At 69.6% G+C, this 25,184-nt stretch carries 21 protein-coding genes, 1 tRNA gene, 1 rRNA gene and 2 pseudogenes; 8 read left to right on the top strand and 17 right to left on the bottom strand.

Annotated features, from left to right (window positions below):
* From M1M07_RS25415 to M1M07_RS25400, 4 genes are all read right to left on the bottom strand, one after another.
* Positions 1–69 (bottom strand): 16S ribosomal RNA (locus tag M1M07_RS25415); the annotation flags it as partial.
* Between the two features lie 509 nt (positions 70–578).
* Positions 579–776 carry a hypothetical protein gene (locus tag M1M07_RS25410; protein ID WP_197256812.1) on the bottom strand — a complete coding sequence of 66 codons (198 nt, stop codon included), beginning with the start codon at positions 774–776 and terminating at the stop codon, positions 579–581.
* A 257-nt stretch (positions 777–1,033) separates the two neighbouring features.
* Positions 1,034–1,106: transfer RNA gene (locus M1M07_RS25405), tRNA-Thr, on the bottom strand.
* Between the two features lie 62 nt (positions 1,107–1,168).
* Complete coding sequence (locus M1M07_RS25400; RefSeq protein ID WP_248675950.1) at positions 1,169–2,353, bottom strand: DNA polymerase III subunit delta'; 1,185 nt, start codon at positions 2,351–2,353, stop codon at positions 1,169–1,171.
* Positions 2,354–2,447: 94 nt separating this feature from the next.
* On the opposite strand from M1M07_RS25400, the gene M1M07_RS25395 reads away from it, so the two are divergent.
* Complete coding sequence (locus M1M07_RS25395) at positions 2,448–2,834, top strand: VOC family protein (RefSeq protein ID WP_197256814.1); 387 nt, start codon at positions 2,448–2,450, stop codon at positions 2,832–2,834.
* 18 nt (positions 2,835–2,852) lie between these two features.
* On the opposite strand, the gene M1M07_RS25390 is transcribed toward M1M07_RS25395, so the two are convergent.
* From M1M07_RS25390 to M1M07_RS25375, 4 genes are all read right to left on the bottom strand, one after another.
* Positions 2,853–3,521, bottom strand: coding sequence for an AraC family transcriptional regulator (locus tag M1M07_RS25390; protein ID WP_197256816.1), 669 nt, complete (start codon positions 3,519–3,521; stop codon positions 2,853–2,855).
* A 37-nt stretch (positions 3,522–3,558) separates the two neighbouring features.
* Positions 3,559–6,540, bottom strand: a complete 2,982-nt coding sequence (gene topA, locus M1M07_RS25385; RefSeq protein ID WP_248675949.1) for a type I DNA topoisomerase — start codon at positions 6,538–6,540, stop codon at positions 3,559–3,561.
* A gap of 84 nt (positions 6,541–6,624) precedes the next feature.
* A complete protein-coding gene (locus tag M1M07_RS25380) occupies positions 6,625–7,230 on the bottom strand; it encodes a hypothetical protein (RefSeq protein ID WP_197256818.1) in 606 nt (201 codons plus the stop codon).
* A gap of 166 nt (positions 7,231–7,396) precedes the next feature.
* Positions 7,397–7,600, bottom strand: coding sequence for a cold-shock protein (locus tag M1M07_RS25375; protein WP_003935252.1), 204 nt, complete (start codon positions 7,598–7,600; stop codon positions 7,397–7,399).
* Positions 7,601–7,984: 384 nt separating this feature from the next.
* Between M1M07_RS25375 and M1M07_RS25370 the strand changes: the two genes are divergently transcribed.
* Positions 7,985–10,336 (top strand): DEAD/DEAH box helicase, encoded by a 2,352-nt coding sequence (locus M1M07_RS25370; protein ID WP_248675948.1) that lies wholly within the window; start codon positions 7,985–7,987, stop codon positions 10,334–10,336.
* A 2-nt stretch (positions 10,337–10,338) separates the two neighbouring features.
* Here the strand turns inward: M1M07_RS25370 and M1M07_RS25365 are convergent.
* The 7 genes and pseudogenes from M1M07_RS25365 to ssd all read right to left on the bottom strand — a co-directional run.
* Positions 10,339–10,677 (bottom strand): annotated as a pseudogene (locus tag M1M07_RS25365) (Rv3654c family TadE-like protein); the annotation flags it as partial.
* A 5-nt stretch (positions 10,678–10,682) separates the two neighbouring features.
* Positions 10,683–10,997 (bottom strand): TadE family type IV pilus minor pilin, encoded by a 315-nt coding sequence (locus M1M07_RS25360; protein ID WP_197256992.1) that lies wholly within the window; start codon positions 10,995–10,997, stop codon positions 10,683–10,685.
* Positions 10,998–11,020: 23 nt separating this feature from the next.
* Positions 11,021–11,224, bottom strand: coding sequence for a DUF4244 domain-containing protein (locus M1M07_RS25355; protein WP_197256821.1), 204 nt, complete (start codon positions 11,222–11,224; stop codon positions 11,021–11,023).
* Positions 11,225–11,267: 43 nt separating this feature from the next.
* Positions 11,268–11,876 carry a type II secretion system F family protein gene (locus tag M1M07_RS25350; protein WP_248675947.1) on the bottom strand — a complete coding sequence of 203 codons (609 nt, stop codon included), beginning with the start codon at positions 11,874–11,876 and terminating at the stop codon, positions 11,268–11,270.
* Positions 11,840–12,631, bottom strand: a complete 792-nt coding sequence (locus M1M07_RS25345) for a type II secretion system F family protein (RefSeq protein ID WP_248675946.1) — start codon at positions 12,629–12,631, stop codon at positions 11,840–11,842. The genes M1M07_RS25350 and M1M07_RS25345 overlap by 37 nt, the downstream gene beginning before the upstream one ends.
* On the bottom strand, positions 12,628–13,794 hold the full coding sequence (locus M1M07_RS25340; RefSeq protein WP_248675945.1) for a TadA family conjugal transfer-associated ATPase: 1,167 nt from the start codon (positions 13,792–13,794) through the stop codon (positions 12,628–12,630). The genes M1M07_RS25345 and M1M07_RS25340 overlap by 4 nt, the downstream gene beginning before the upstream one ends.
* Positions 13,791–14,873: a septum site-determining protein Ssd gene (gene ssd, locus M1M07_RS25335; protein ID WP_282582321.1), complete on the bottom strand. Its 1,083-nt coding sequence runs from the start codon at positions 14,871–14,873 to the stop codon at positions 13,791–13,793. The genes M1M07_RS25340 and ssd overlap by 4 nt, the downstream gene beginning before the upstream one ends.
* Positions 14,874–15,209: 336 nt before the next feature.
* Here ssd and M1M07_RS25330 point away from each other — a divergent pair, with 336 nt between their 5' ends.
* Together M1M07_RS25330 and M1M07_RS25325 are read left to right on the top strand one after the other, a co-directional pair.
* Positions 15,210–16,028, top strand: a complete 819-nt coding sequence (locus tag M1M07_RS25330; RefSeq protein WP_197256839.1) for an HAD-IB family hydrolase — start codon at positions 15,210–15,212, stop codon at positions 16,026–16,028.
* A 591-nt stretch (positions 16,029–16,619) separates the two neighbouring features.
* A pseudogene (locus M1M07_RS25325) lies at positions 16,620–17,111 on the top strand (pyridoxamine 5'-phosphate oxidase family protein); the annotation flags it as partial.
* Between the two features lie 29 nt (positions 17,112–17,140).
* On the opposite strand, the gene M1M07_RS25320 reads toward M1M07_RS25325, so the two are convergent.
* The gene (locus M1M07_RS25320; RefSeq protein ID WP_197256843.1) at positions 17,141–17,890 is read right to left on the bottom strand and encodes an oxidoreductase; all 750 of its coding nucleotides are present in this window, start codon (positions 17,888–17,890) and stop codon (positions 17,141–17,143) included.
* A 203-nt stretch (positions 17,891–18,093) separates the two neighbouring features.
* On the opposite strand from M1M07_RS25320, the gene acs reads away from it, so the two are divergent.
* Both acs and M1M07_RS25310 read left to right on the top strand, forming a co-directional pair.
* Positions 18,094–20,031 carry an acetate--CoA ligase gene (acs, locus tag M1M07_RS25315; protein WP_248675944.1) on the top strand — a complete coding sequence of 646 codons (1,938 nt, stop codon included), beginning with the start codon at positions 18,094–18,096 and terminating at the stop codon, positions 20,029–20,031.
* Between the two features lie 283 nt (positions 20,032–20,314).
* Positions 20,315–21,826 (top strand): trypsin-like peptidase domain-containing protein, encoded by a 1,512-nt coding sequence (locus M1M07_RS25310; protein ID WP_248675943.1) that lies wholly within the window; start codon positions 20,315–20,317, stop codon positions 21,824–21,826.
* A 61-nt stretch (positions 21,827–21,887) separates the two neighbouring features.
* On the opposite strand, the gene M1M07_RS25305 is transcribed toward M1M07_RS25310, so the two are convergent.
* Entirely contained in the window at positions 21,888–23,258 is a 1,371-nt protein-coding gene (locus M1M07_RS25305; protein ID WP_248675942.1) for an MFS transporter, read from the bottom strand.
* 192 nt (positions 23,259–23,450) lie between these two features.
* On the opposite strand from M1M07_RS25305, the gene nhaA reads away from it, so the two are divergent.
* A complete protein-coding gene (gene nhaA / locus M1M07_RS25300; protein WP_197256849.1) occupies positions 23,451–24,674 on the top strand; it encodes a Na+/H+ antiporter NhaA in 1,224 nt (407 codons plus the stop codon).
* Positions 24,671–25,171, top strand: coding sequence for a phage holin family protein (locus M1M07_RS25295; protein WP_248675941.1), 501 nt, complete (start codon positions 24,671–24,673; stop codon positions 25,169–25,171). The genes nhaA and M1M07_RS25295 overlap by 4 nt, the downstream gene beginning before the upstream one ends.
* Positions 25,172–25,184 lie beyond the last annotated feature (13 nt).

Genomic DNA, 25,184 nt, shown 5'->3' with positions numbered 1-25,184 from the left:
TCGTTCGACTTGCATGTGTTAAGCACGCCGCCAGCGTTCGTCCTGAGCCAGGATCAAACTCTCCGTTAAAGACTCACGATTCCCCCGAAGGGGTAATCAGTCATAGACATCGAGCCAAATCACTAGCATAAAAACTCAAACTAGCAAACACTGGACCACCACAGACGGAAGAATGTGATGTCCAGCAACAACCACCCACATAATTGTGAAGTGGTCGCACCAAAAAAATTTGGCACTGACATTCATCGGCACACTGTTGAGTTCTCAAAGAACACGCACACACCATCACTCGCGGACCGCAGTCCGTCCGTTCCGGGGCAACTGTTCCAGCCTAATCCCATCCACCCACAGACGCAAATCCGTGCGCTTCCCGAATCAGGGGCGGTGCGAAACCCTACCAGAAGGTTCCGAACCAGTGAAATTCGCAGGCGCCTTCGTCCAACCTCGTTTCCCGTACCTTCCGGTCCGGGTCGGTGTCCGTGTCGCTCTGACCTGGAATAAGTTACGCGAAGGCTACGCAGAACACCAAATCACCAGGTCAACGACGGTTTCGGGGTGGTTCAGGCGTCGAGAAGAGGTCAGGGCACCCAGTACTTGACGGCGAGCTGTTGGACCACGTCGTCGTCCTCCGATGCCTGATCCAGCAGCGCGAGGTCATAGCTGATATCGACGAGCCGGGGGTTGTCGCCTTCGGCGTCCCCGAGCGGACGTCCGCCGTCCTCGATGCGCTGCCGGAGTATCTTTTCGCGCACTCGTTCCTTCAGCGACTCGCTCATATAACGAGCATGAGCGCCCCGCGACCGGTTGTCGAGCACTGCGTTCCGGCTACTCGTCGTCGTGTCGTCGGAACACACGTATCGCCATCGGGAGGACGACGGCGAGGGCCCCGATGATGACGATCAGGGAGAAGATTTCCATGGCCATGCTTCCATCGTCCCTGTTTCCGACGATGTGTGTGGGCTGGTCCGATGCGGATGGGCAGGAACGAGGAAGGCCCCTCACCGTGTTCCCGGTGAGGGGCCTTCCCCTTCTGAGCTGCCTGTCGGAATCGAACCGACGACCTTTTCATTACGAGTGAAATGCTCTACCGACTGAGCTAAGGCAGCGAGCCATTCGGCGTCCGAAGTGTAGCCGACCACCCCCCGGAGGATGCAAACCTGCACGTAGATCAGCGGAACGCGGAGCTCAACCTGGCCGCCATCGCAGCGACCGCGAAACGCGGTTTGACGTTCTGCGCGAGCGCCTCGCGGCACTCGAGGATCGATTCGATACAGGTCAGCAGTGATTCCGGGGAGGTGCGGGACGCGAGGTCGCGGACACGCTCGGCCATGTCCGGATGGTTCGGTGTGGTGGTGGCGCCGAACGCGGCCGCGAGCGCGTCACGATACAGCCCGGCGAGGTCGATCAGTGCCCGGTCCATGATGTCGCGCTCGGTTCGGGTCAGGCGCACCTTCTGTTTGTCCGCGAGCGCCTTGAGGACACCGGCCGACCCACGCAGGGCTCCCGCGGTTCCCTTTCCGGTGCCGCCCGCCCCCAGTGCCGTCCTCAGCTCCTCGGTTTCCCGTTCGTCGATCGATCCGGTGATCTCCTTGGCCTCGGCCTGCGCGCGCTGGACCAGGTCCTCGGCATCGGCGTAGGTGGTGGCCGGGTGCAGGACCGCCTTGGCCACGTCGAGTGCGCGGGTGCGGTTGGCACGCGCGGACTCGTCGGTCGCCAGGCGCCGGGCGCGGCCGACGTGACCGCCGCTGACGGATGCGGCCCACTGTGCCGCGCGCTCGTCGATCCCGTCGACGTCGCGCAGCACCCGGGCGATCGATTCGACGCTGGGCGTCACGAGTCCGATGTGGCGGCAGCGTGAGCGCAGCGTGACGGAGATGTCCTGGGGATCGACCGAGGGCGCGCACAGCAGGAAGACGGTGCGCTGCGGTGGTTCCTCGACGACCTTGAGGAGCGCGTTCGCAGCACCCTCGGTGAGCCGGTCGGCGTCTTCGACGACGACGATCTGCCAACGTCCCGTGCTCGGCCGGCGCGACGCGGTCTGAACGATCTCGCGCATGGACTTGACGCTGATGGTCAGGCCCTCGGGTACGACCCGGCGCACGTCACCGTGGGTGCCGGCCATCGTCGTCGTGCAGGCATGGCAGTGTCCGCAGCCGGGTTCGCCGGGGTCGGTGCACTGGAGTGCCGCGGCGAAACACAGTGCCGCGACCGACCGCCCCGACCCGGGAGGCCCGGTGAACAGCCACGAGTGGGTCATCGCCGATCCCGTGTCGCCGTTGCGGGCCGCGATCGCGGCAGCGATCAGGTCCGTCTCGACGTCGCGTTGACCGACGAGACGATCGAAGACACCCATGCAGGGCAGCGTAGCGGCAGGCACCGACGATCCCGCTCCCGCTGCTGTCCGAAATCTGCAAGACACCCGAACCCGCTCTGCCTAGGTTCGGATCATGACTCCGCACCTGTCTGCCGTCGGACTCGTGGTGTCCGACCTCGTCCGCTCCTTCGACTGCTATCGACTCCTCGGCCTCGACCTACCGACGGAACCGCCGGACAGCCCGCACTTCGAGGTGACACTGCCCGGCGGTCTGCGTCTGCTGTGGGACACCGTCGAGTCCGTCCGGTCGTTCCATCCCGAATTCACGCCCGGCACCGGCGGCGCGTCCCTCGCCTTCGACTGCGGCAGCCCGGACGGCGTCGATGCCACGTACAAGGCGTTGCTGTCGGCGTCCTGCACCGAGGTGAAGGCCCCGTGGGATGCCTTCTGGGGACAGCGCTACGCCCTGGTCCAGGACCCGGACGGGCACTCGATCGACCTCTTCGCCGCGCTGTCGTAACCGGCCGCGCTGTCGTGACTATCCGGCGAGGTCGGTGAGAGTCGTTCCGCACAGGGCACGCACCTCACGCGCGAGGTGGGCCTGATCGGAGTAACCGCAGTCGGCCGCGATCCTCGCGAAGCCGCCGCCGGCCCGGGCCAGGTCTACGGCGGTCCGGAATCTCAGAACCCGGGCCAGCGTCTTCGGCCCGTATCCGAAGGTCCGCAACGCGCGGCGATGCAGCTGCCGGTCGCTCCACCCGATCGCCGCCGCGGTGTCCGCGACGGACTCTCCCGCCGCGAGCATTCCCGCGACGGCCACATCGATTCGGAGGTCGGCGTCGGCGAGTTGCGTGCGGGCGAGCGCGACGAGGGCGGCCGCGGGCGCGACGTGCGCAGCATCGGAGAGCCGCCGGACCTGCGCCGACGACCACACCTGGTCGAGGGGAACGCGCTGGTCACGCAGTTCGCACGCGTCGACGCCGAACAGGGCCGGGCCGATTCCGGGTGCGCAGCGCAACGCGGTCAGCGACCGGAGGGTCCCCAGGTCCGAGTGGTGTGCCCGGGTGTCCGGTCCCGCGACGAGGAATCCGTCCTCGTGCCAGATCAGGTCCATGCACCCGTCCGGCAGCACGTGGGACCCCGCAGCCGCGCGCGACGCGGACCACAGGATCACGCCTGCGACACCCGACGCCTGCTCGCGGTACACGCCGCGAGGATACGACGGCCCCGCGGGCCCGTCACCCCTACTCGGCGGCCTTCTTGGCTGCCGTCTTCTTGGCGGTCGTCTTCTTGGCGGTCGTCTTCTTGGCGGCGGTCTTCTTCGCCGCCGTCTTCTTGGCCGGGGTCTTCTTGGCCGCGGCCTTCTTCGTCGCCTTCTTGGCCGGGCCGCGGGCACGACGGTCGGCGAGCAGTTCGGAGGCACGCTCGTCGGTGATCGTCGCGACCTCGTCGCCCTTGCGCAGGCTCGCGTTGGTTTCACCGTCGGTGACGTACGGGCCGAACCGGCCGTCCTTGATGACCATCGGCTTCTCGCTGACCGGGTCGATGCCGAGCTCACGCAGCGGCGGGGTCGCCGCGGCCTGCCGTCCACGCCGCTTGGGTTCGGCGTAGATCTTCAGCGCTTCGTCGAGGGTGACGGTGAACATCTGTTCCTCCGTCGCGAGCGACCGCGAGTCCGTGCCCTTCTTCAGGTACGGGCCGTAGCGGCCGTTCTGCGCCGTGATCTCCTCACCCGTCTCGGGGTCGACGCCCACCACCCGCGGCAGCGACAGCAACCGGAGGGCATCGTCGAGCGTGACCGTCGACAGGTCCATCGACTTGAGCAGCGACGCCGTGCGCGGCTTCGGCCCGGTGGCCTTCTTCGCGGCCTTCTTGGCCGGCGCCTTCTTCGCGGCGGCCTTCTTCGCGGTCTTCGTCGCGGTGCCGCCGGACTCGATCTCGTCGACCGGGATCGGCGTGACCGCGGGCTCCGGCTCCTCGGCTTCGGCCGGCGGTTCCGGCAGCAGCTCGGTCACGTAGGGGCCGAAGCGACCTTCCCGGGCGACGATCTCGTTGCCGGTGACGGGGTCGAAACCGAGACTGCGGCCCTCCTGCGGCGTCGCGAACAACTTCTCCGCGTATTCGCGGGTCAGCTCGTCCGGCGGCAGGTCGTCGGGCAGGTTCGCGCGCTGCGAGATCAGCTCACCGTCCGGGTTGGCCGGGTCGACGACCATCCGCTCGAGGTACGGACCGAAGCGGCCGACGCGCACGCGGATCTCGCGGCCTTCGGAGTCGTCGAACAGGCGGATCGAGTTGATCTCGCGGGCGTCGATCTCCTCGAGGTTCTCCCCGACCATCTTCTTGAGGCCACCCTCGCGGGCGACGGATCCCTCGGCACCCCGCTCGCCACCGAAGTAGAAGCTCGACAGCCAGGCGTTCCGGTGCTCGTGACCGGACGCGATCTCGTCGAGGTCGTCCTCCATCCCGGCCGTGAAGTCGTAGTCGACGAGCTGCCCGAAGTGCGCTTCTAGGAGGCCGATCACCGCGAAGGCCACCCACGACGGCACGAGTGCGCTGCCGCGTTTGTAGACGTAGCCGCGGTCCAGGATCGTCTTGATGATCGACGCGTACGTCGACGGACGGCCGATCCCGAGGTCTTCGAGTGCCTTGATCAGGCTGGCCTCGGTGTAGCGGGCGGGCGGGTTCGTCGAGTGTCCGTCCGGGTCGAGCTTCGTCGCGGTGACGGACTGCCCCTCGCTGAGGTTCGGCAGCCGGGACTCGGCGTCGTCGGACTGGCCACCGGCCTCCTCGTCGACGCTTTCGACGTAGGCCTTGAGGAAGCCGGCGAACGTGATGGTCCGGCCGGACGCCGAGAACACGCATTCCTCACCGGTCGCGGCGGTACCGGTGATCCGCAGCGTCAGCGTGGTGCCGCGTGCGTCCGCCATCTGCGAGGCGACGGTGCGCTGCCAGATCAGCTCGTAGAGCTTGAACTCGTCGGTGTCCAGGCGCGAGTGCAGTTCGCCGGGCGTCGCGAACACGTCGCCGGCGGGGCGGATCGCCTCGTGCGCTTCCTGCGCGTTCTTGACCTTGCGGGTGTACTGCCGCGGGCTCGGACTGACGTACTCGGCCCCGTACAGCTGGGTGGCCTGGGCCCGAGCCGCGGCGATGGCCGACTCCGACAGCGTCGTCGAGTCGGTACGCATGTAGGTGATGTAGCCGTTCTCGTACAGCCGCTGCGCGATGCGCATCGTCCGTTCGGACGAGAACCGCAGCTTGCGGCCCGCTTCCTGCTGCAGCGTCGACGTCATGAACGGTGCGTACGGCTTGCGGCTGTACGGCTTGGACTCGGCGGAGGTGACGGCCAGCGCCGCGCCTTCGAGCGCGGCGGCCAGGGCCCGCGCGCGGGCCTCGTCGAGCACCGCGACCCCGGTGGACTTGAGCTGACCGTCCGGGCCGAAGTCGCGGCCGACCGCGACGCGGCTTCCGTCGACACCGACCAGCCGCGCCCCGAACGATCGGGGACTGGCGTCGGCGCCGGCGTCGAGGGTCGCGGCGATGTCCCAGTACTCGGCGGACGTGAACGTCATGCGCTCGCGTTCGCGCTGCACGATGACGCGGGTCGCGACGGACTGCACACGGCCCGCCGACAGCCGCGGCATGACCTTCTTCCACAGCACCGGGCTGACCTCGTAGCCGTACAGGCGGTCGAGGATGCGGCGGGTTTCCTGCGCGTCGACCAGGTCGATGTCGAGATCGCGGGTGTTCTCCGCAGCCGCCCGGATTGCGGGCTCGGTGATCTCGTGGAAGACCATCCGGCGAACCGGGACCTTCGGCTTGAGCGTTTCGAGCAGGTGCCAGGCGATGGCCTCGCCCTCACGGTCGGGGTCGGTGGCGAGGTACAGCTCGTCGGCGTCCTTGAGGAGGCTCTTGAGCTCGGCGACCTTGGACTTCTTCTCCGGGCTGACCACGTACAGCGCTTCGAAGTCCTGGTCGACGTTCACGCCGAGCCGGGCCCACGGCTCACCCTTGTACTTGGCCGGGACGTCGGCCGCGCCACGCGGCAGGTCCCGGATGTGGCCGACCGACGCCTCGACGACGTAGCCCCGTCCGAGGTACGGCGCGATCTTCTTCGCCTTGGTCGGAGACTCGACGATGACGAGCCGACGAGTGCCCGACGAGCCGTCCGACGTGCTCTTGTCCCGTGCTGCCACCGTGCCGCCCGCACCTTCCCTAGTTGTCGACATGCCTGCTTCTTCAAGGACATGTATACCGACCCGTCCCCCCGACGCGGCCACACACAGGGTCGCACATGACCGGCGACCGGCTCGTCACCTGTCGAAATCGTCGCCCGTCACGTGGGGCCACATCGACCGCGCGGAGGGGTCGTCCGGGGGCTCGCCGATGTTCTCTCCGAGCCTGGTCAGACGCCTGCGGCCGGACACCCGCAGTCCCGGTCCGGTGCCGCGCGTACCGATCAGGGTCGGAGCGATCCCGGCCCTCATCAGCGACTGGGCGAGCACCGGATGGGTGTCGGGTGCGTGCGGGTCGAGTCCCAGCACATACCGCTCGCCGTCCACCTCCATCCGGCCGGCGGCCAGCACCCACGCGCGCAGCGCCCGCGACCCGGGCACCCAGCCCGGCGGCACGGCCTTGACGGCTCCGCGGGTCCACTGCGTGGCGAGCGGGACGAGGTCCTCGACAGCGGCGCTCCGGACGAGGGGGCGTCCCTCGTCGGTGGTGGTGGTCTCGGGCGTGAGGCCGGCCTGCGTCATCAGCTCGGCGATCGCGTCGGCGCGCCAGCGTTCGTCGACCACCACGGAGATGCGCGCCTTGCCGGCGGACACGACCACCTGTCCCTGCGCGGCGAGCAGTCCGCTGAGGTCGGTGAGCGCGGGCGGTACGGTTTCGGCGCCGAAGATCGACAGTTGTCCCACCACGGGCACCTCCCCATTCAGCACGCCGCGCGTCGCGCGACCGGTCGTGCACGAATCGGTCGTGCACAGAAATGGATCGTCCCCCATCACCGACGGTGACAGGGGACGAATTCAGGCTTCGATCCGTGAGGACCGAGATCCACCTGGTAGTTCGCGCTGCGAACTATCAGAGAGCGCGCACACCGGTGGCCTGCGGGCCCTTGGTGCCCTGGCCCACCTCGAACTCGACTCGCTGGTTCTCCTCCAGGGTGCGGAAGCCGGAGCCCTGGATCTCGGAGTAGTGGACGAACACGTCGGCGGAGCCGTCTTCGGGAGCGATGAAGCCGAAGCCCTTCTCCGCGTTGAACCACTTCACAGTGCCCTGTGCCATGCTTTTCCTTCTCTTTCCTAACACCGGATTCGGTGGGCCGCCGGGTGCGCGGTCCACCGGGCCGGTTCCGACCGCTGTACTTTCTTGATCCCCCCATGTGGAAGAGCAAAGCACCGCGCTCGCAACCTCGATCCTGCGAGCGTGCACTTTCTCAAGTCAACGAACACAGAAGCTGCGACCGGTGTCAGTCAACCACGAACCCGGCGCGCACAACAGTGGGAGGGCGTACAAATCGCCCGAATTTCTGATCTTGTTACAGCACGCGGGAAATTTGCCGACCTTTTGTTGTCGATACTACTGCCCGGAACGACCTACCACCCCGACCGAACCAGGACCGTTGGGCCTACGCTGAACATCGGCCCCACCCGACCCTCGGAGCACACCGTGACCACCCCGCACCACCGTCCGTCCCCCGACGCGACCGTGGGTTTCGGTGACGAACTGCTCGACCGGATCCTCGAGGGCACCCCCGCGAGCGAGCACCCGCTCACCCACACCGCGCGGCTTCCCGCGTGCAAAGCGATCCACAGCGAGTGGCCGGACTGGGTCGCCGAACCGGTGGTGCGCGTGATGCGCGAGTGCGGAATCGACCGGCCCTGGAAACACCAGGCCGTCGCCGCGACCCTCGCCGCGGAAGGCAGCCACGTCGTGCTGTCCACCGGAACCGCGTCGGGAAAATCCCTCACCTACCAACTGCCGGTGCTCTCCGCCCTGAGCGAGGATCCCCACGCGACGGCTCTGTACCTGTCGCCGACGAAAGCGCTCGGCGCCGACCAGTTGCGCGCGGCCACGGAGCTGACCTGTGCGGATCCGGCTCTGGCGAGCGTGCGCCCGTGTTCCTACGACGGCGACACCTCGACCGAACTCCGCCAGTGGGCCCGTGCCCACTCGCGCTGGATCTTCACCAACCCGGACATGCTGCATCTCGGTCTGCTTCCCGGCCACAGCCGCTGGAGCCGGTTCTTCAAACGGCTGCGGTACGTCGTCGTCGACGAGTGCCACGCCTATCGCGGCGTGTTCGGCTCCCACGTCGCGCTGATCCTGCGGCGGCTGCGGCGGATCGCGGCGCACTACGGCGCGCATCCGGTGTTCGTGCTGGCCTCGGCGACGACGGCAGAGCCGGGTGCGGCCGCGTCCCGGTTGATCGGTGCGCCCTGCCGGGAGGTGACCGAGGACTGCTCCCCGTCCGGTCCGCGCACCGTCGCCCTGTGGGAACCACCGCTGCTCACCGACGTCACCGGGGAACATGGTGCACCCGTGCGCCGCGCCGCCGGCAGCGAAGCCGCGCGCCTGCTCGCCGATCTCGTCGTGGAAGGAGCCCGCACGCTCGCGTTCGTGCGGTCCCGGCACGGCGCCGAATCGACCGCGATCGCCGCGCGCCGACTGCTCGCCGCCTCCGCCCCGGACCTGGTCGACCGGGTCGCCGCCTATCGCGCCGGATACCTGGCCGAGGACCGCCGCGAGCTCGAGGCGGCCCTCGCCGACGGTCGTCTGCTCGGCGTCGCGACCACCAACGCGCTCGAGCTCGGTGTCGACATCGCCGGGCTCGACGCGGTCGTCGTCGCCGGTTTCCCCGGGACGGTCGCGTCGTTCCGGCAGCAGGGTGGCCGTGCCGGCCGGCGCGGCGCCGGGTCGCTGGTGGTGCTCGTCGCCCGCGACGACCCGCTCGACACCTATCTCGTGCATCATCCGCAGGCGCTGCTCGGCACACCCGTCGAGGCGACCGTCACCGATCCGGCGAATCCGTACGTGCTGGGTCCGCAACTGCTGTGTGCCGCGCTGGAGGCGCCGCTCACCGACGCGGAGGTCGCCGAGTTCGGGGCGGAGGACGTGCTCGCCGACCTCGCCGCGCAGGGCCTGATCCGCCGGCGCCCGCACGGCTGGTTCGTCACCCCCGACACCGACCCGCACGCCGGCCTCGACATCCGCGGCGGGATCGGCAGCCAGATCGCGATCGTCGAGGCCGACACCGGCCGGATGCTCGGCACCGTCGACGCCGGCCGCGCTCCCGCGACCGTGCATCCGGGCGCGGTGCACCTGCACCAGGGCGAATCGTTCGTCGTCGACGAGCTGTACCTCGACGACGGCGTGGCCCTCGTGCACGCGGAGGACCCCGAATGGTCCACGTTCGCCCGGGAACTGACCGACATCACCATCACCTCCGTCGACGAACAGCGCACCGCGGGCGACGTCACCGTCACGTTCGCGCGGGTGGAGGTGACGCATCAGGTGATCGGTTATCTGCGGCGCCTCCCCTCCGGTGAGGTCCTGGACCAGATTCCCCTGGACATGCCGCCGCAGACCCTGCCGACCCGGGCCGTGATGTACACCGTCACACCCGAACTGCTCGAGCGCGCCGGGATCGGAGCCGAACGCGTCCCCGGTGCACTGCACGCCGCCGAGCACGCGGCCATCGGCCTGCTCCCGCTCGTCGCGACCTGCGACCGCGGCGACATCGGCGGGGTGTCCACCGCACTGCACGCCGACACCGGGCTGCCGACCGTGTTCGTGTACGACGGGCACCCCGGCGGCGCCGGGTTCGCCGAGCGCGGGCACAGCCGGATCACCCGATGGCTCACCGCCACCCGCGACGCGGTCCTCGCCTGCGAATGCGCCACCGGCTGCCCGTCGTGCGTCTACTCCCCCAAGTGCGGCAACGGCAACGACCCGCTCGACAAGGCCGGGGCGATCGCGCTGCTCGGTGCGGTCCTCACCGCGCTCGCGGACGAGCCCTGACCGGCCGGACCGGCCCGCGCGATCGCCACCGCCTCCCCCTTAGCCGGGAGCGCCGACGTCACCTCCGCGGCGACCTCGACGACCGTGTCCCACCCGTCGATCGAGCACTCCCGCACCCGGACCCGCATGCGCGCGGCGATCCGTTCGGCCTGCCCGCACGCCCGGTCGCTTCCCCGGTCGAGGGCGACCGCGACGGCCAGCGCCGCCAGATCGGCCGCCGCCTGCGCCCGATGCCGCGACGCCACGGCCGACCCGATGTGCACCAGCGTCGCGGTCACGACGACGAGCGCGGCCATGAGGAAACACCCGACGATCGTGGCGCTGCCCCGGTCGTCCCGCAGTGCACTCACGGCACCGGTTCCGGTTCGCGGACCGCGACGGCCTCGGCGGTCAGCGTCACCAGCGGCAGCAACGGCCCCGCCACCGACACCACCGCGACGACGAGATCCCCGTCCTCGCGCAGCGTGATCCGCGCGTTCGGTGGCGCGACCCGGGCGGCCGTCTCGACCGCCCGTGCCTCGTCACCGCGCGCAGCCAGCCGGGCGGCCTCCCGCGCCGCGTCCTGGCAGCGGAACTGATGCGAAACGCACAGCACCGCACCGAGACAGAGCACGAGAACCGACACCAGCGCGGCGAGGGTGATCGCCGCCTCGACGGTCACCCCGCCCTCTTCCCCGGAGCCGCTCACACCGCGGTGTTCAGGGCGCGCTCGACGATGCCGGTCAGCGCGGAGACGATGTTGTCGCCGGTGACGACCGTGTAGAGCACGGCCCCGAACGCCGCGGCCGCGATCGTGCCGATCGCGTATTCGGCGGTCGACATGCCGTCCTCGTCGGCCACGGCCCCCGCGAGTCGATCACGTACGTTTCGAATTCCGTTGGTGAACATGTTTTCTCCCCTCCGACCGGCACGGACCGTCCGCGCCGATGTCTCACAGCAGTCCTCCCGAGAGGACCTTCCCCGCCAGTCCGATCACGACCGGGACGATGCCCAGGCACACGAACGCCGGCAGGAAACACAGGCCGAGCGGTCCGCTGACGAGCACTCCGGCCCGTTCGATCGCGGCGGCCGCCCGGTCCTCCGCTTCGGCGCGACCGCGTTCGGCGAGTTCGGCGACGATGCCCGACAGCGGCGCACCGGACTTGGCGGATCGTCGTGCAGCCCGCGAGAACGCTTCGAGCACTTCGTCGTCGCCGAGCCCGTGCCAGGCCTCGGCAGGGTCGGCACCGAGCTGCAGCCGATCGGCACCACGCCGCAGCGCATCGGCCAGGCCCGGCGGCGCCGACTCCGCGACGGCGCGGGCGGCGGTGGCGGTGGGCAGACCCGCGCGCAGGCACGCCGCGAGCAGATCCAGCGTCGCCGGAACGGCGTGCGGATCCTCTTCCGCCGCAAGCACGGTCGCGGATTCGTCGCCGGGCGGCTGCACGACCCGGCGCAGGCGGCCGCGACCGGTCTCCGGCAGAACCAGCACCGCCGCCGCGAGGCACAGCGCCCCGACCGCGATCACGACGCCACCCGCGCCGAGATGCGGTCGGTCCACAGCAGACCCGCACACGCCAGGCCGGTACCGAACACGAGGAGCGCGCCACCGAGGCCACCTCCGAGCAGCACCGCGATCGGTGCGGCACCCATCGCCTGCCCGAGTGCGACACCGAGCGCGGGCAGCCCGGCGAGCACGGTCGCGGTCGCGCGGGCCCCGGCCAGTCCCGCTTCGGTGCGTGCCCGCAGCCGGATCCGTCCGAGCAGGTCGGTGCGCGTCGCCGAGAGCAGTTCCGCGAGTGCGAGCCCGTGCCGGTCGGAGACGGCCCACGCCGCCGCGACGCGCTCCAGCTGTGCGCCGAGCGGACCGGATGTGGCACCGCGCAGTCCGTCCGCCGCCGATCCGCCGAGACGGGCGCGAGCGGCAGCGACGCGGAACGCGTCGGCGGCCGGACCACCGCTCTCCTGCGCAGCGACCGCGCACGCCTCGGCCGGGTGGTTGCCCACCCGCAGTTCGGCGATGACGGTTTCGAGGGCGCCCAGCAGCATCCGCTGGTCGGCGTCCGCCGCCTGGGCACGACGACGGGTGCGCATCCGCCACACCGCGGTCGCAACGACGATCGACGTGGCCAGCGCGACCGCGACACCGACGACCAGCGCCACCACGACGGCGGCGGACGCGCCGATCACCAGAGGCGACCCGACCCGCCGTGCTGCAGCGGGTTCGGTGCCGGTGGCCGACCGGAGACGGTGCCGGGCGATCGGCCCGGGGGCGACCAGCACCGCGACCGCAAGGCACACCGCGGCGACGGTCATGCCCGCCGCCGGAAGTACCGCTCGAGCCGTTCCATCCCGGCGTCCGGCCCGTGCACGGCCGTCCACGCGGGCACGACGAGGACCCCCGCGGCCGGATCGCGCTCGACGACCCCGATCTCGACGAGCCGGCGAGTGCCGTCGGGCGCCCGATCGACGTGCAGGATCACCTGCACGGCCGCGGCCAGCTGGCTGTGCAGCGCGGCTCGGTCGAGTCCGCCGAGCGCGGCGAGGGCCTCGAGTCGGGCCGGAACCTCGTCCGGGGAGTTCGCGTGGACCGTGCCGGCGCCGCCGTCGTGTCCGGTGTTGAGCGCGGTCAGCAGGTCGACGACCTCGCCGCCGCGCACCTCCCCGACGACGATGCGGTCGGGTCGCATCCGCAGGGCCTGCCGGACCAGGTCGCGCACGGTGACCTCACCGACGCCCTCGACGTTCGGGGGTCTGGCGACGAGCCGGACCACGTGCGGGTGGGTGGGTGCGAGTTCGGCGGCGTCCTCGACGCAGACGATCCGTTCGCCCGGGTCGACGGCGCCGAGCATCGCCGCGAGGAGCGTTGTCTTTCCTGCGCCCGTGCCGCCCACGACGAGGAACGCCAGCCGGGCCGTGACGACGCGGCGCAGCAGCCGGTACGCGTCCGGCTGCACGGCGCCGTTGGCGAGCAGCGCGTCGAGGCCTTGCGTGGCCGGCCGCAGGATGCGCAGGGACAGGCACGTCCCGCCCTGGGCGACGGGGGCGAGCACGGCGTGCAGCCGCACCCCGAACTCGCCGTGTCCGGGCAACCGGCCGTCCACCCAGGGTTGGGCGTCGTCGAGCCGCCGCCCCGCGAACAGCGCGAGGCGCTGGGCGAGCCGGCGTACCGACGCCTCGTCCGGGAACGTGACGGGAGCGAGCTGCAGACCCGCACCACGATCGACCCACACGCGGTCCGGGGCGGTCACGAGCACATCGGTGACCTCGGGTTCGGCCAGCAGTGCCTCGAGCGGTCCCGCCCCGGTGAGTTCGGTCTGCAGGTGCCGCAGGGCGGTGAGCAGGTCGGAGTCTCCGAGCACGCCACCGGATTCGGCGCGCAACGCCGCCGCGACCCGCGCGGGGGTCGGTTCGGCGCGGTCGCCCGCGAGGCGTTCGCGCACGCGGTCGAGCAGGTCGGTGGTCAGCACGGTGCTCATGCCGCCCACCTCGAGGACGCCCGGTCGAGGCCGACGACGGCGAGCACCGCGTCGGCCGCGGTGGTGAGGGGCGAGCGGCGCCGGACCCGCAGCCCACCGTGTTCGAGGGCTTCGGCGAGACCGGGCTGGGCCCGCATCGCGGCGAGCAACGGGATCCCGACGACGGCGGCGACGTCGGCGCCGCGGAGCCCACCCGGCGCGGGCCCGCGCACCACGAGACCCGTGTTCGGGTTTCGCGCCCCCGCCCATTCGGCGGTCCGTGCCGCCGCGAGCGCACCGCCCACCCGCGCCGGGGTGATCAGGACGACCAGATCGGCCGCGGCGACCATCGCCTCCGCGGCCGGGCCGACGCTGCGCGAAACGTCGCACACGACCACCGTTCCGGATCGACGCGCCGCGTCGAGCACGGCGGTGACCGCGGCCGACGGCGGTTCACCGGACGCGGTGCGGTCGGTGGAGAGCACGCCGAGCCCGGGCGCCCAGTCCGGGACGGCGTCGCGCAACGCCCGCGCGGAGACCCGGCCGCCCTCGACGGCCAGTCCCGGCCAGCGCACCCCGGGCCGGTCTTCGAGGCCGGTGAGCACGTCGAGGCCGCCGCCGAAGGGGTCGCCGTCGACGAGCAGCACGTTCGGGTCGTCGCGGTCGGCGGCGGTCCAGGCCAGGGCCGCCGCGAACGTGGAGGCGCCGGCACCTCCGCACCCGCCGACGACGGTGACGACGCGACCCCCACCGGTGTCCGGTTCGGCCGCGGCACCCATCACCGCGAGCAGTTCGACCTCGTCGTCCGGAAGCGCGATCACGTGTTCGGCACCGACCGCGGCCGCTGCCTGCCAATCCGCCAGCCCCGCGGCACCCGAGCAGACGAGAACCACGCCGCGCCGCCGCGGGAACGTCTCCATCGCCGCCGCGGTGGCATGGTCGACGACGACGAGCCCGGCGTCGTCCCAGCTGCGCCGTGTCGGAGGGACGGGTGCGTCGTCGAGGTCGCGGTCGGATGCAGCGGCCACGCGCCGCAGACTGGCCAGCAGGGTGCCGTCGGAGATCAGCGCGAGGATTCGTGCGGTGCGCTCGTCGTTCATGCGGACAGCGTGCGTGGAAGCACCGAGACGCGGAAGACGGTTTTCGGGGCGGGGGGCGAATCTGTGGATGAACCGGGCGCCTGTGGACAACTTCCCGGCCGCGGACGCGCGCGGCGAAACCGAAAGACATTCGGATACGGGACGACCCTCGCCAGGGGGGAGGAGGCGAGGGCCGTCGTGTTCAGCCCCGGGGGGTCGGGCTGAACACAGCCTGGTTGCGCCCAGGTATTTGCGATACTACACCGGGCCGCTCGACTATTTGCAAGTTGAAACATTCAGTGGGACCGAGGTACCGAGGACCGGCCGAAACGCGGATCAGCGGCCTATTGTGGTGCGGTGACCGACGAGACACCACGGCCCTCCGAGGCGGGTCGCATCGCCGCGTTCTTCGACCTGGACAAGACCGTCATCGCGAAGTCCAGCGTCCTGGCGTTCAGCCGGCCGTTCTTCGATCAGGGGCTGCTCAACCGTCGCACGGTCATCGAGAACACCTACGCCCAGTTCCTGTACCTGCTGTCCGGCGCCGACCACGATCAGGCGCAACGGATGCGCGCGTACATCGCGGCGATGTGCGAGGGCTGGAACGTCGAGCAGATCAAATCGATCGTCGCCGAGACGCTGCACGAGATCGTCGATCCCCTGGTGTTCCAGGAGGCCGCGGACCTCATCGCCGACCACAAACTGCGCGGACACGACGTGGTCGTGATCTCGGCGTCCGGGGAGGAGGTCGTCGCCCCGATCGCCGAAGCACTCGGCGCGTCGCACAGCACCGCGAGCCGGATGCGCATCGTCGACGGACGGTACGCCGGCGAACTCGAGTTCTATTGCTTCGGCGAGGAGAAGGTCACGGCGATGAAGGAACTGGCCGAGCGATACGGCTACGACCTGGCGCGCAGCTACGCATACTCCGACTCGTCGACGGACATCCCGATGCTGCAGGCGGTCGGATACCCCCGAGCGGTCAACCCGGACCGGACGCTGCGCCGGGTCGCAACGGAAAGAGGTTGGCCCGTACTGACTTTCGTCAAGCCCGTGCCGCTGCTGCGGCGCCTGACCATCCGCGGTCGCGGGTTGCTCACGGTCGGCATGATCGTTTCCGCGACGGCCCTGCTCGCAGGCGCCGCCACCTACTCCGTCCTGCGCCGGCGGCGCTAGATCAGGGCCGGACACCAGCGGAAATCGACCCGAAAATGGGGCTTGCCGACCCCGGCAACAGAGGGTAGAAATGGTGTTACGGAAGCCGGAAGGCCAAGAGCGAATCGGAAGAGAAGGTTCGATCTCCCGTACCGACTTCCCAGCACGGACACCGAGTACCCACGCGGAGCCGATGCCACTATAAGGGCAAAAGCGTTGTGGACCTGCGAGATCCGGGGCGTCGCGAGCGAACCTCCTCGCACCCGTTGCAAGGGCGAACTTGCGAAACCCGAGTCATCGCCGAGGTCGTTGACACACAACCCATTCCAGCACGCATGCGTAACACGGCGATCCGTGCTAGCGGGTGGCGACACCGACGCAAGTCGGCGGCGCCACCCGCTTCGCATGTGGAGACTCCTTCGTGCAAGGCCTCGCTGCGACAGAACTCTCCTGCGCCGCAGCGACTTCCGAAGCCCGGGGCGACGTCCCGACCGGGGATCGCACGTCCATGCATTCTTGACACAGGGTGTCAGCATCCGATGCGAGCATGGTCTCGCGGACCGACGCCGAGCGCCGGCCGCGACAGCAGCCGATCACGGACAAGGTGCCCCCATGCAGGAAACACCGGAAGAACTCGCCGAACTTCAGGCTCTCCTGGACGCGTCCCTCGCCCGGTCCACCGCGCACCTGCGGTCGATCATCAACCGCGAGAGCACACTGACCGCCGAGCAACTCACCCGAGTCCTCACCGGCATGTGCACGCTCGCCCTGTCCACCGTGACGGCGTGCGGCGAACCCCGGATCAGCGGCGTGGACGGGCACTTCCTCCACGGCAAGTGGCACTTCGGCACCGCGCGCAGCGCCGCCAAGGCCCGTCACCTCGCCGCGCGGCCCGCCGCCAGCGTCGCTCATCTTCGCGGTGAGGATCTGGGCGTCTTCACACACGGCACGGTGGAGATCCTCACCCCGCCCGACGCCGAACCGGCCGCGGACTGGCCCGAACTGCTCGCCTATTTCAAGTCGTTCTACGGCGAGGAGATGTTCGACTGGGACAACGACGTGGTCTACTACCGGCTACACCCGAAATGGATGACCGTCTACGCCGGCACCACACTGACCGGGCCCCAGGTGGCTCAGCCGGCGAACGCGTCGGCGATCGACGTCGCCTCGCGGGCACCGGACTCGAGGGCGACGCAGCAGAACAGCAGCCAGTTGCCGACACCCTCCGCGGTGCCCTGCCCGAAGGCGGCGATGCCCTCGCGGTAGGCCGGGACGCGGCGCATCCAGGTCACCTCCGGCACCCCCAGGTTGTGGGGGTCGAGACCGGTCGAGACGCACACGAGCCGGGAGGCGGCGCGCGCGATCACCCCGTCGGCGACACCGAACGGGCGCAGCGTGCACAGTTCACCGTGCACGACACCTGCGAGAACCGGAGCGGGCACACGGGTCCCTCCGGTCACCAGCTGCGCGAGGGCGTCGAGCCGTTCCCCGATTCCGGGATCCGTCCGGGGACGACCCAGCGATTCCGGATCGTCCACCAGGTCCGCCGCAGCGAGCAGATGCAGTCGCGCGAGGGCCTGCAGCGGAGCCCGCTTCCACGTCGCGACCAGTATGCCGAGGCTGTCCCCGTCGAGCGCCTGCGCGACCCGCAGTGCGCCGGCCAGGATGGGGTCACCGGCCTCGCCCGGCTGCGGCAGCTCCATCGAGCCGCCGTCGATCGCGGCCGAGGCCCGCGCCGCGCGCACCGATGCCTCCGCGGCGGTGTTCGGCCAGCCGCGCCGGTTGGTCTTGTGCCGGTGCACCTCGGCGAGCGCGTCGCGCGCTCGATCGGCGGCGTCGCGCACTCCGGGCAGGTCGAGAAGGGGCTGCAGCGGGTCCGTCACGTCTGTGGACGCTACCGGTCCGGGGTCCGATACCGGTCGGCGGTCCGTTCGTCGACGCAGCCGACCATCCGTCGCGCGACACCGACCGATCGGCGCAAGTGACCAGGTTGCAAGTGGATGCAACGATGCGATCCCCGTCACAGGTGACTACTCTCACTTGAGCCCGATTCATTTCGCACATCCCGGAAAGAGGCCCCGGCATCATGACGAGTGCAGCCCAGGACCATGAACAGCAGGTGTTCCCGCCGAGCGCGGAATTCGCCGCGACCGCCAACGCCGGTCCCGAGTTGCAGGCTGCCGCCGACGCCGACCGCCTCGCATTCTGGGACACCCAGGCCAAGCGTCTGGACTGGGCGACGCCGTGGAGCGAGGTGCTGGACTGGTCCGACGCCCCGGTCGCGAAGTGGTTCGTCGGCGGACAGCTGAACGTCGCCTACAACTGCGTGGACCGGCACGTGGAAGCCGGCAACGGCGACCGTGTCGCCATCCTGTTCGAGGGTGAACCCGGCGATTCCCGGGCGATCACCTACAACGATCTGCTCGCCGAGGTCTCCAAGGCCGCGAACACCTTCACCGAGCTGGGTCTGGTCGCCGGCGACCGCGTCGCGATCTACATGCCGATGATCCCCGAGGCGATCGTGTCCATGCTCGCCTGCGCGCGCCTGGGCCTGACGCATTCGGTGGTCTTCGGTGGCTTCTCCGCCTCGGCGCTGCGCTCGCGCATCGACGACGCGCAGGCCAAGCTGCTGGTCACCGTCGACGGCCAGTGGCGCCGCGGCGCCCCTGCCCCGCTCAAGTCCGCCGCCGACGAAGCGGTCGCGGGCGCGGAGTCGATCGAGCACGTGCTCGTCGTCAAGCGCACCGGCATCGACGTCGACTGGACCGACGGCCGGGACCTGTGGTGGCACGAGACCGTCGAGAAGGCCTCCGATCGGCACACCCCGCAGCCGTTCGACGCCGAACACCCGCTGTTCATCCTGTACACCTCGGGCACCACCGGTAAGCCCAAGGGCATCGTGCACACCTCCGGCGGCTACCTCACCCAGGCGTCGTACACGCACCACAACGTCTTCGACCACAAGCCGGGTCAGGACGTGTACTGGTGCACCGCGGACATCGGCTGGGTCACCGGCCACACCTACATCGTGTACGGGCCGCTGAGCAACGGTGCCACGCAGGTCGTCTACGAGGGCACCCCGAACTCGCCGACCGAGCACCGGCACTTCGAGATCATCGAGAAGTACGGGGTGTCGATCTACTACACCGCCCCGACGCTGATCCGCACGTTCATGAAGTGGGGCCGCCAGATTCCCGACGCCCACGACCTGTCGTCGATCCGGCTGCTCGGCTCGGTCGGTGAGCCGATCAACCCGGAGGCGTGGCGCTGGTACCGGGAGGTCATCGGCGCCGGCAAGGCCCCGATCGTCGACACCTGGTGGCAGACCGAGACCGGCGCGATCATGATCTCCCCGCTGCCGGGCCTGACCGCCACCAAGCCCGGTTCGGCGATGGCGCCGCTGCCCGGCATCTCGGCGAAGATCGTCGACGACGAGGCCCACGAACTCGGCGAGGGCGGCAACGGCTATCTGGTGCTCGACCAGCCGTGGCCGTCGATGCTGCGCGGCATCTGGGGCGACATGGAGCGCTACAAGGAGACCTACTGGTCCCGGTACGCCGAGCAGGGCTGGTACTTCGCCGGTGACGGTGCCCGTTACGACGAGGACGGCGCGCTGTGGGTGCTCGGCCGCGTCGACGACGTCATGAACGTCTCCGGCCACCGCATCTCCACCTCGGAGGTCGAGTCCGCGCTCGTGTCGCACCCGGCCATCGCCGAGGCCGCGGTCGTCGGCGCCTCCGACGAGACCACCGGCCAGGGCATCGTCGCGTTCGTGATCCTGCGCGAGAACGTGGAGAACACCGGCGACACGCTCGTGAAGGAACTGCGCGATCACGTGGCGGTGGAGATCTCCCCGATCGCCAAGCCACGGCAGATCTCGGTCGTGCCGGAATTGCCGAAGACCCGCTCCGGCAAGATCATGCGCCGCCTGCTGCGCGACGTCGCCGAGGGCCGTGAACTCGGCGACACCTCGACCCTCGTCGATCCGGCCGTGTTCGAAGCCATCCGCGGAATCAACAAGTAGCCACTGCCGGCACCTCCGCACGACGCGGCCCGCTCTTCGGAGCGGGCCGCGTCTGCGTATTTGTACTCATTTTCCGCCGCGTTACCGATGACTTTTCACAGACTTCTTCCATTCGGGTTTAGCATCTGAACCACTATTCATTTTGCCTGTTTCGCCCGATCCCCTCCTCGGCATACTCTGTGTCGGCAATCGAACGCCGTTGTCCCGCAATGGTTACCAAGGCTCACATTGTTGTGGGCCGGGTTCGCCTACGTCACACCCTCACTGTCTCTTCGGAGGACCCATGTCCGGATCAGGACACCGCTTCTCACGCCGGTTCGCCGCGTGCTCGGTACTTGCGCTCGGCCTCCTCAGCGCATCCCCGGGCGCCGCACTCGCACAGGACACGAGCACCCGCCCGGCGGCCAACCCGGAGCAACGCGCAGCTGCCCTGATCCGCCCCGCCACCGTGTACCTCGAGGGCACGACGACCGGGTGGATCCGCATGCCGGACGGCGAGCTGTTCGACACCGCGCCCTACCAGGCCAGCTGGACCTGCACGGGCTTCGTGGTGAACCCCGACGGGTGGGTCGCGACGGCCGGGCACTGCGTGGACGACGTCCGGAGCATGCTCCTCGACGCCGCGTTCGGCGACATCTACGCCGCGAACATGGACTGGGCTCCCGAAGAGCTCGCCGCGTTCGTCGACGGCAGCTTCACCGTCGAGGGCGAGAAGGGCGGATCCGACCCGACCCTCGAGATCGCGGTGCTGTTCGGCGAAGGCACCTCGGGAACTCGCCTGCCCGCCAACGTCATCGAGTACCGCCCGCTCGAACAGGGCGACGTCGCACTGCTCAAGGTGCAGCGCGACGACCTGCCCGCCGCGCTGCTCGCGACCGACGACGACGTCGCGATCGGCACGCCCGTGCTGTCCGTCGGATTCCCCGGCAGCACCGAGAAGGTCACCGACCCCAGCCTCGAACCGACCAACAAGAGCGGCAAGGTCAGCGCGAAGAAGACCTCCGGCACGGTCCCGTTCTACGAAACCGACGCGGCCCTGTCGGGCGGCATGAGCGGCGGCCCGACGGTCGATCTCGAGGGCCGGGTCATCGGCGTGAACAGCTTCGGCCCCTCGGGTGAAAGCCAGGCGTTCAACTTCATCGCGCCGTCGAGTGGCCTGGAGGAACTGCTCGCCGCCCGCGGTATCACCTCCCAGCTGGGCCCCGCCGACGAGCGCTACCGCGACGCCCTCGCCGCGTACTACGAGGGGCGCTACACCGAGGCCATCGAGGGCTTCGACTCGGTCCTCGCCATGTCTCCCGAATATCCCGGCATCTCGGCGATCAAGTCCGACGCCGTCCGTCTGCGCGAGCAGCACGGCGATGCCGCGTCGTCCTCGTCGTCCTCGTCGTCGAAACTGCCGTTGATCCTCGGCGGCGCCGCTGCCGCGGTCCTGCTGATCGCCGGGCTCGGCGGGTTCCTGCTCATGCGCAGCCGCCGCACCCCGGCCCCGGCCGCGGCCGCGGCCGGATTCCACGGGGCTCCCGGCAGTGGACCTGTTCCGCCGACCGGCCCGGCCGGACCGGTTCCGCAGCCGGGCGCGCCCGGTGGGTTCGGTGCTCCGCCCGCAGGTTTCACGCCGCCCACCGCGCCCGGCGGCTACGCACCTCAGCCGCAGCAGGGAGCCCCGGGCTACGAGGTCCCGCCCACCGCTCCCGCACCGGCGGCGCAGGGCGCCCGGTTCTGCCCGTCCTGCGGCACCGAGCGCCGCGGCACCGAGAACTTCTGTTCGAACTGCGGGCAGCGGATCGGTTAGCTCCGCATGCACTTCGGCCCCCGGTCCGTGCGGACCGGGGGCCGATTACGTGTGTGGACGATCAGACCTCGTCGAGGGAGGCGTCCTTGGTCTCGCGCACCGCGAGCAACGCGACGAACGTCAGCACCGCGGCGGCCAGCAGATACACACCCACCCAGCCGACGCCGTACGTCGTGGCGAGCCAGGTCGCGATGAAGGGGGCCACCGCCGCGCCGAGAATGCTGGACACGTTGTAGGCGATGCCCGATCCGGTGTAGCGCACGTTCGTGGGGAACAGCTCCGGCAGGATCGCCGACTGCGGGCCGAACGTGAAACCCATCAGCAGCATGCCGAGGATCAGGAAGAACAGCATGCGCGCAGAGCCCATGGCGTCGCCGTCCAGCAGCAGGCCGAAGCACAGGCCGAACACCATCATCGTGCCGGTGACGACGAGCAGGGTGGACCGGCGCCCGTAGCGGTCGGCGAGGATGCCGGAGACCGGGATCGCCGCGGCGAAGAACAGCACGGCCACGAGTTGCAGGACCAGGAAGTCCGAGTACTGGAAGCCTGCGCCGGTGCCGCCCTGGGCGGGTGTCTTGCCGGTGCCGAAGCTCAGCACCCAGGTGGTCATGATGTAGAAGAGCGTGTAGGTCGCGAGCATCACGAAGGTGCCGATGATCAGCTGCCGCCAGCTGCTCTTGAACACCTCGACGAGCGGGGTCTTCACCTTCTTGCCGTCGGCGACGGCCTTCGCGAAGACCGGGGTCTCCTCGAGCTTGAGGCGAACGTAGAGACCGATGATCACCATGACGGCGCTGAGCAGGAACGGCACGCGCCAGCCCCACTCGAGGAACGCGCTGGACAGGTCCGGATCGGAATTGTCGTGGCCGAGCAGCAGCGTCATGATCAGGAACAGCCCGTTGGCGAAGACGAATCCGATCGGGGCGCCGAGCTGCGGCCACATCGCGGCCCACGCGCGCTTGCCGGGCTTCGCGGTCTCGGTCGCAAGGAGTGCCGCGCCGGACCATTCACCGCCGAGGCCGATGCCCTGGCAGAAGCGCATCAGCGCAAGCAGCATGGGGGCGAGCAGACCCACCTGGTGGTAGGTCGGCAGCACCCCGATGAGGAACGTCGCGATGCCCATGGTGAGCAGCGAACCCACCAGCGTCGCCTTGCGTCCGATGCGGTCCCCGAAGTGACCGAACAACACGGAGCCGATCGGGCGCGCAACGAAGGCGATACCGAAGGTCGCGAGGGAGGCCAGCAGTGCGGTCGTCTCGTTGCCCTTCGGGAAGAACAGGTGCGGGAACACGGAGACCGCGGCGGTCGCATAGATGTAGAAGTCGTAGAACTCGATGGATGTGCCGATCAGGCTCGCGACGACGATTCGCCGGCGGGGTACTCCCGCGACCCTGTCGTCGTCGTGCCGGTCCACGTCGAGGGTAGTGCTCACAAAACTCGCTCCAAAAGTCACATTGTGGGAGAGTCATCCCAATTAGTAGGAAATTGAACACCCAATTTCCTTAGCGAAGCAAATTGGCCGTTTGGGATCGAGACGCCGGTCACCGCTAGGATCGGCCGGAGGTGTGCCGGGAAGTCTGGTCGGCGAGTCGCAGCCGTACCGATTTCCGAACGAGAGGGACCCGTGTCGCAGACGTCCGATTCCGCATCCTGGAGCAGGGAACTCACCCGGTACCTCCGCACCGAGACCGTCGGCGGTTCGATCCTGCTGGCCGTCGCCGCGATCGCGGTCGCGTGGGCGAACTCGCCGCTGGCGCCGTCCTACGAGGCGTTGCGGGACTTCACCGTCGGACCCGCGTCCCTTCACCTGAATCTCACCGTCGGCACCTGGGCCCAGGACGGCCTGCTCGCCGTGTTCTTCTTCATCGCCGGCCTCGAACTCAAACGCGAACTCGTCGTCGGCGAATTGGCCGATCGGAAGAAGGCCCTGCTGCCGGTGCTCGCCGCGGTCGGCGGCGTCGTCCTGCCGGCCGCCATCGCCGCGACGATCGGCTGGGGAACCCCCGGTCTCGAACGCGCCTGGGCGATCCCGGTGGCCACCGACATCGCCTTCGCGCTGGGCGTGCTCGCGCTGACCGGATCGCGAATCCCCACCAGCGCCCGGGTGTTCCTGCTCAGCCTCGCAGTGGTCGACGACCTCATCGGCATCGGACTGATCGCGATCCTGTTCACCTCGTCGATCTCGCTGCTCTGGCTGGCCGCGACCGTGGCCTGCGCCGTCGTCTACTGGTACGCCCAGCGCCGGCGCGTGACCACTCCCCTGCTGTACGTGCCGCTCGCCCTCCTGACCTGGTACGCCGTGCACCAGTCCGGGATCCACGCGACGATCGCCGGGGTGCTGCTCGGGTTGCTCACCCGCGTGCACACCGATCCGGGCGAATCCGCAGCGCCCGCCGAGCGATTGGCACATCGCATCCAGCCGTGGTCGGCCGGCCTGTGTGTGCCGATATTCGCGCTGTTCGCCTCCGGGGTACCGCTCGGCGCGGAGGCCCTCCGCGCGGTGTTCACGACACCGGTCGGCCTGTCGATCGTGGTGGGGCTGCTCGCAGGCAAGATCATCGGTATCTTCGGTACGTCGTGGGTCGCGATCCGGCTCGGGATCGCGTCCCGCCCGACCGGACTGCACTGGAAGGATCTGTTCGCCCTCGCGACCCTCGGAGCGATCGGATTCACCGTCAGCCTGCTCATCGCCGAACTCTCGCTCGGGAACGGAGATCAGGCGGACACCGCAAAGGCCGCGGTCCTCGTCACATCATTGATCGCATCGATGCTGGGTTCGACGCTACTGTTACGGCGTGGGCGAGCCCACCGTCAACCGGACGAGACAATTGGAGGGGTCGACAAGTGAGCGTCACGAACGGGAATCGGAAGCCAAGCGACGGCGCACCGACAAGCATCTCGTCCATCCCGCTGACAGAAGTCGCCGCCCCGACTCCCAAGGACGCCAGCATCGGAGACCTGGTCCGTGACGCGACCGCGCAGGTGTCGACGCTGTTCCGCGCCGAGGTCGAACTCGCGAAGGCCGAGGTCACCGGAGAGGTCAAGAAGGGCCTGCAGGGCAGCCTGTTCTTCATCCTCGCGCTCGCGGTGCTGATCTTCAGCTCGTTCTTCTTCTTCTTCTTCCTCGCCGAACTGCTCGACGTGTGGGTCGCGCGGTGGCTGGCGTTCCTCATCGTCTTCCTGATCATGGTGGTGGTGACGGCGATCTTCACCCTGATCGGCTACATGCGGGTGCGCAAGGTGCGCGCGCCGAACAAGACGATCGACTCGCTCAAGCAGGCCCGGTCCGTCCTGCCGCTACACGAGGAGCCGTCCCCCGCCGGCGGTCCCCGGCACGCACGCTGAGCCGCGACCGTGC

The sequence above is a fragment of the Rhodococcus sp. HM1 genome, from assembly GCF_023218075.1.
GTDB lineage: Bacteria > Actinomycetota > Actinomycetes > Mycobacteriales > Mycobacteriaceae > Rhodococcus.
This window is presented reverse-complemented; position numbering and strand designations above follow the sequence as displayed.

What these genes read in the sequence shown, in the direction of transcription:
- M1M07_RS25410 (WP_197256812.1), bottom strand. Translation starts at nt 776, where the DNA reads ATGAGCGAGTCGCTGAAGGAACGAGTGCGCGAAAAGATACTCCGGCAG.
- M1M07_RS25400 (WP_248675950.1), bottom strand. Translation starts at nt 2,353, where the DNA reads ATGGGTGTCTTCGATCGTCTCGTCGGTCAACGCGACGTCGAGACGGAC.
- M1M07_RS25395 (WP_197256814.1), top strand. Translation starts at nt 2,448, where the DNA reads ATGACTCCGCACCTGTCTGCCGTCGGACTCGTGGTGTCCGACCTCGTC.
- topA (WP_248675949.1), bottom strand. Translation starts at nt 6,540, where the DNA reads ATGTCGACAACTAGGGAAGGTGCGGGCGGCACGGTGGCAGCACGGGAC.
- M1M07_RS25375 (WP_003935252.1), bottom strand. Translation starts at nt 7,600, where the DNA reads ATGGCACAGGGCACTGTGAAGTGGTTCAACGCGGAGAAGGGCTTCGGC.
- M1M07_RS25355 (WP_197256821.1), bottom strand. Translation starts at nt 11,224, where the DNA reads ATGTTCACCAACGGAATTCGAAACGTACGTGATCGACTCGCGGGGGCC.
- M1M07_RS25345 (WP_248675946.1), bottom strand. Translation starts at nt 12,631, where the DNA reads ATGACCGTCGCCGCGGTGTGCCTTGCGGTCGCGGTGCTGGTCGCCCCC.
- M1M07_RS25340 (WP_248675945.1), bottom strand. Translation starts at nt 13,794, where the DNA reads ATGAGCACCGTGCTGACCACCGACCTGCTCGACCGCGTGCGCGAACGC.
- ssd (WP_282582321.1), bottom strand. Translation starts at nt 14,873, where the DNA reads ATGAACGACGAGCGCACCGCACGAATCCTCGCGCTGATCTCCGACGGC.
- acs (WP_248675944.1), top strand. Translation starts at nt 18,094, where the DNA reads ATGACGAGTGCAGCCCAGGACCATGAACAGCAGGTGTTCCCGCCGAGC.
- M1M07_RS25310 (WP_248675943.1), top strand. Translation starts at nt 20,315, where the DNA reads ATGTCCGGATCAGGACACCGCTTCTCACGCCGGTTCGCCGCGTGCTCG.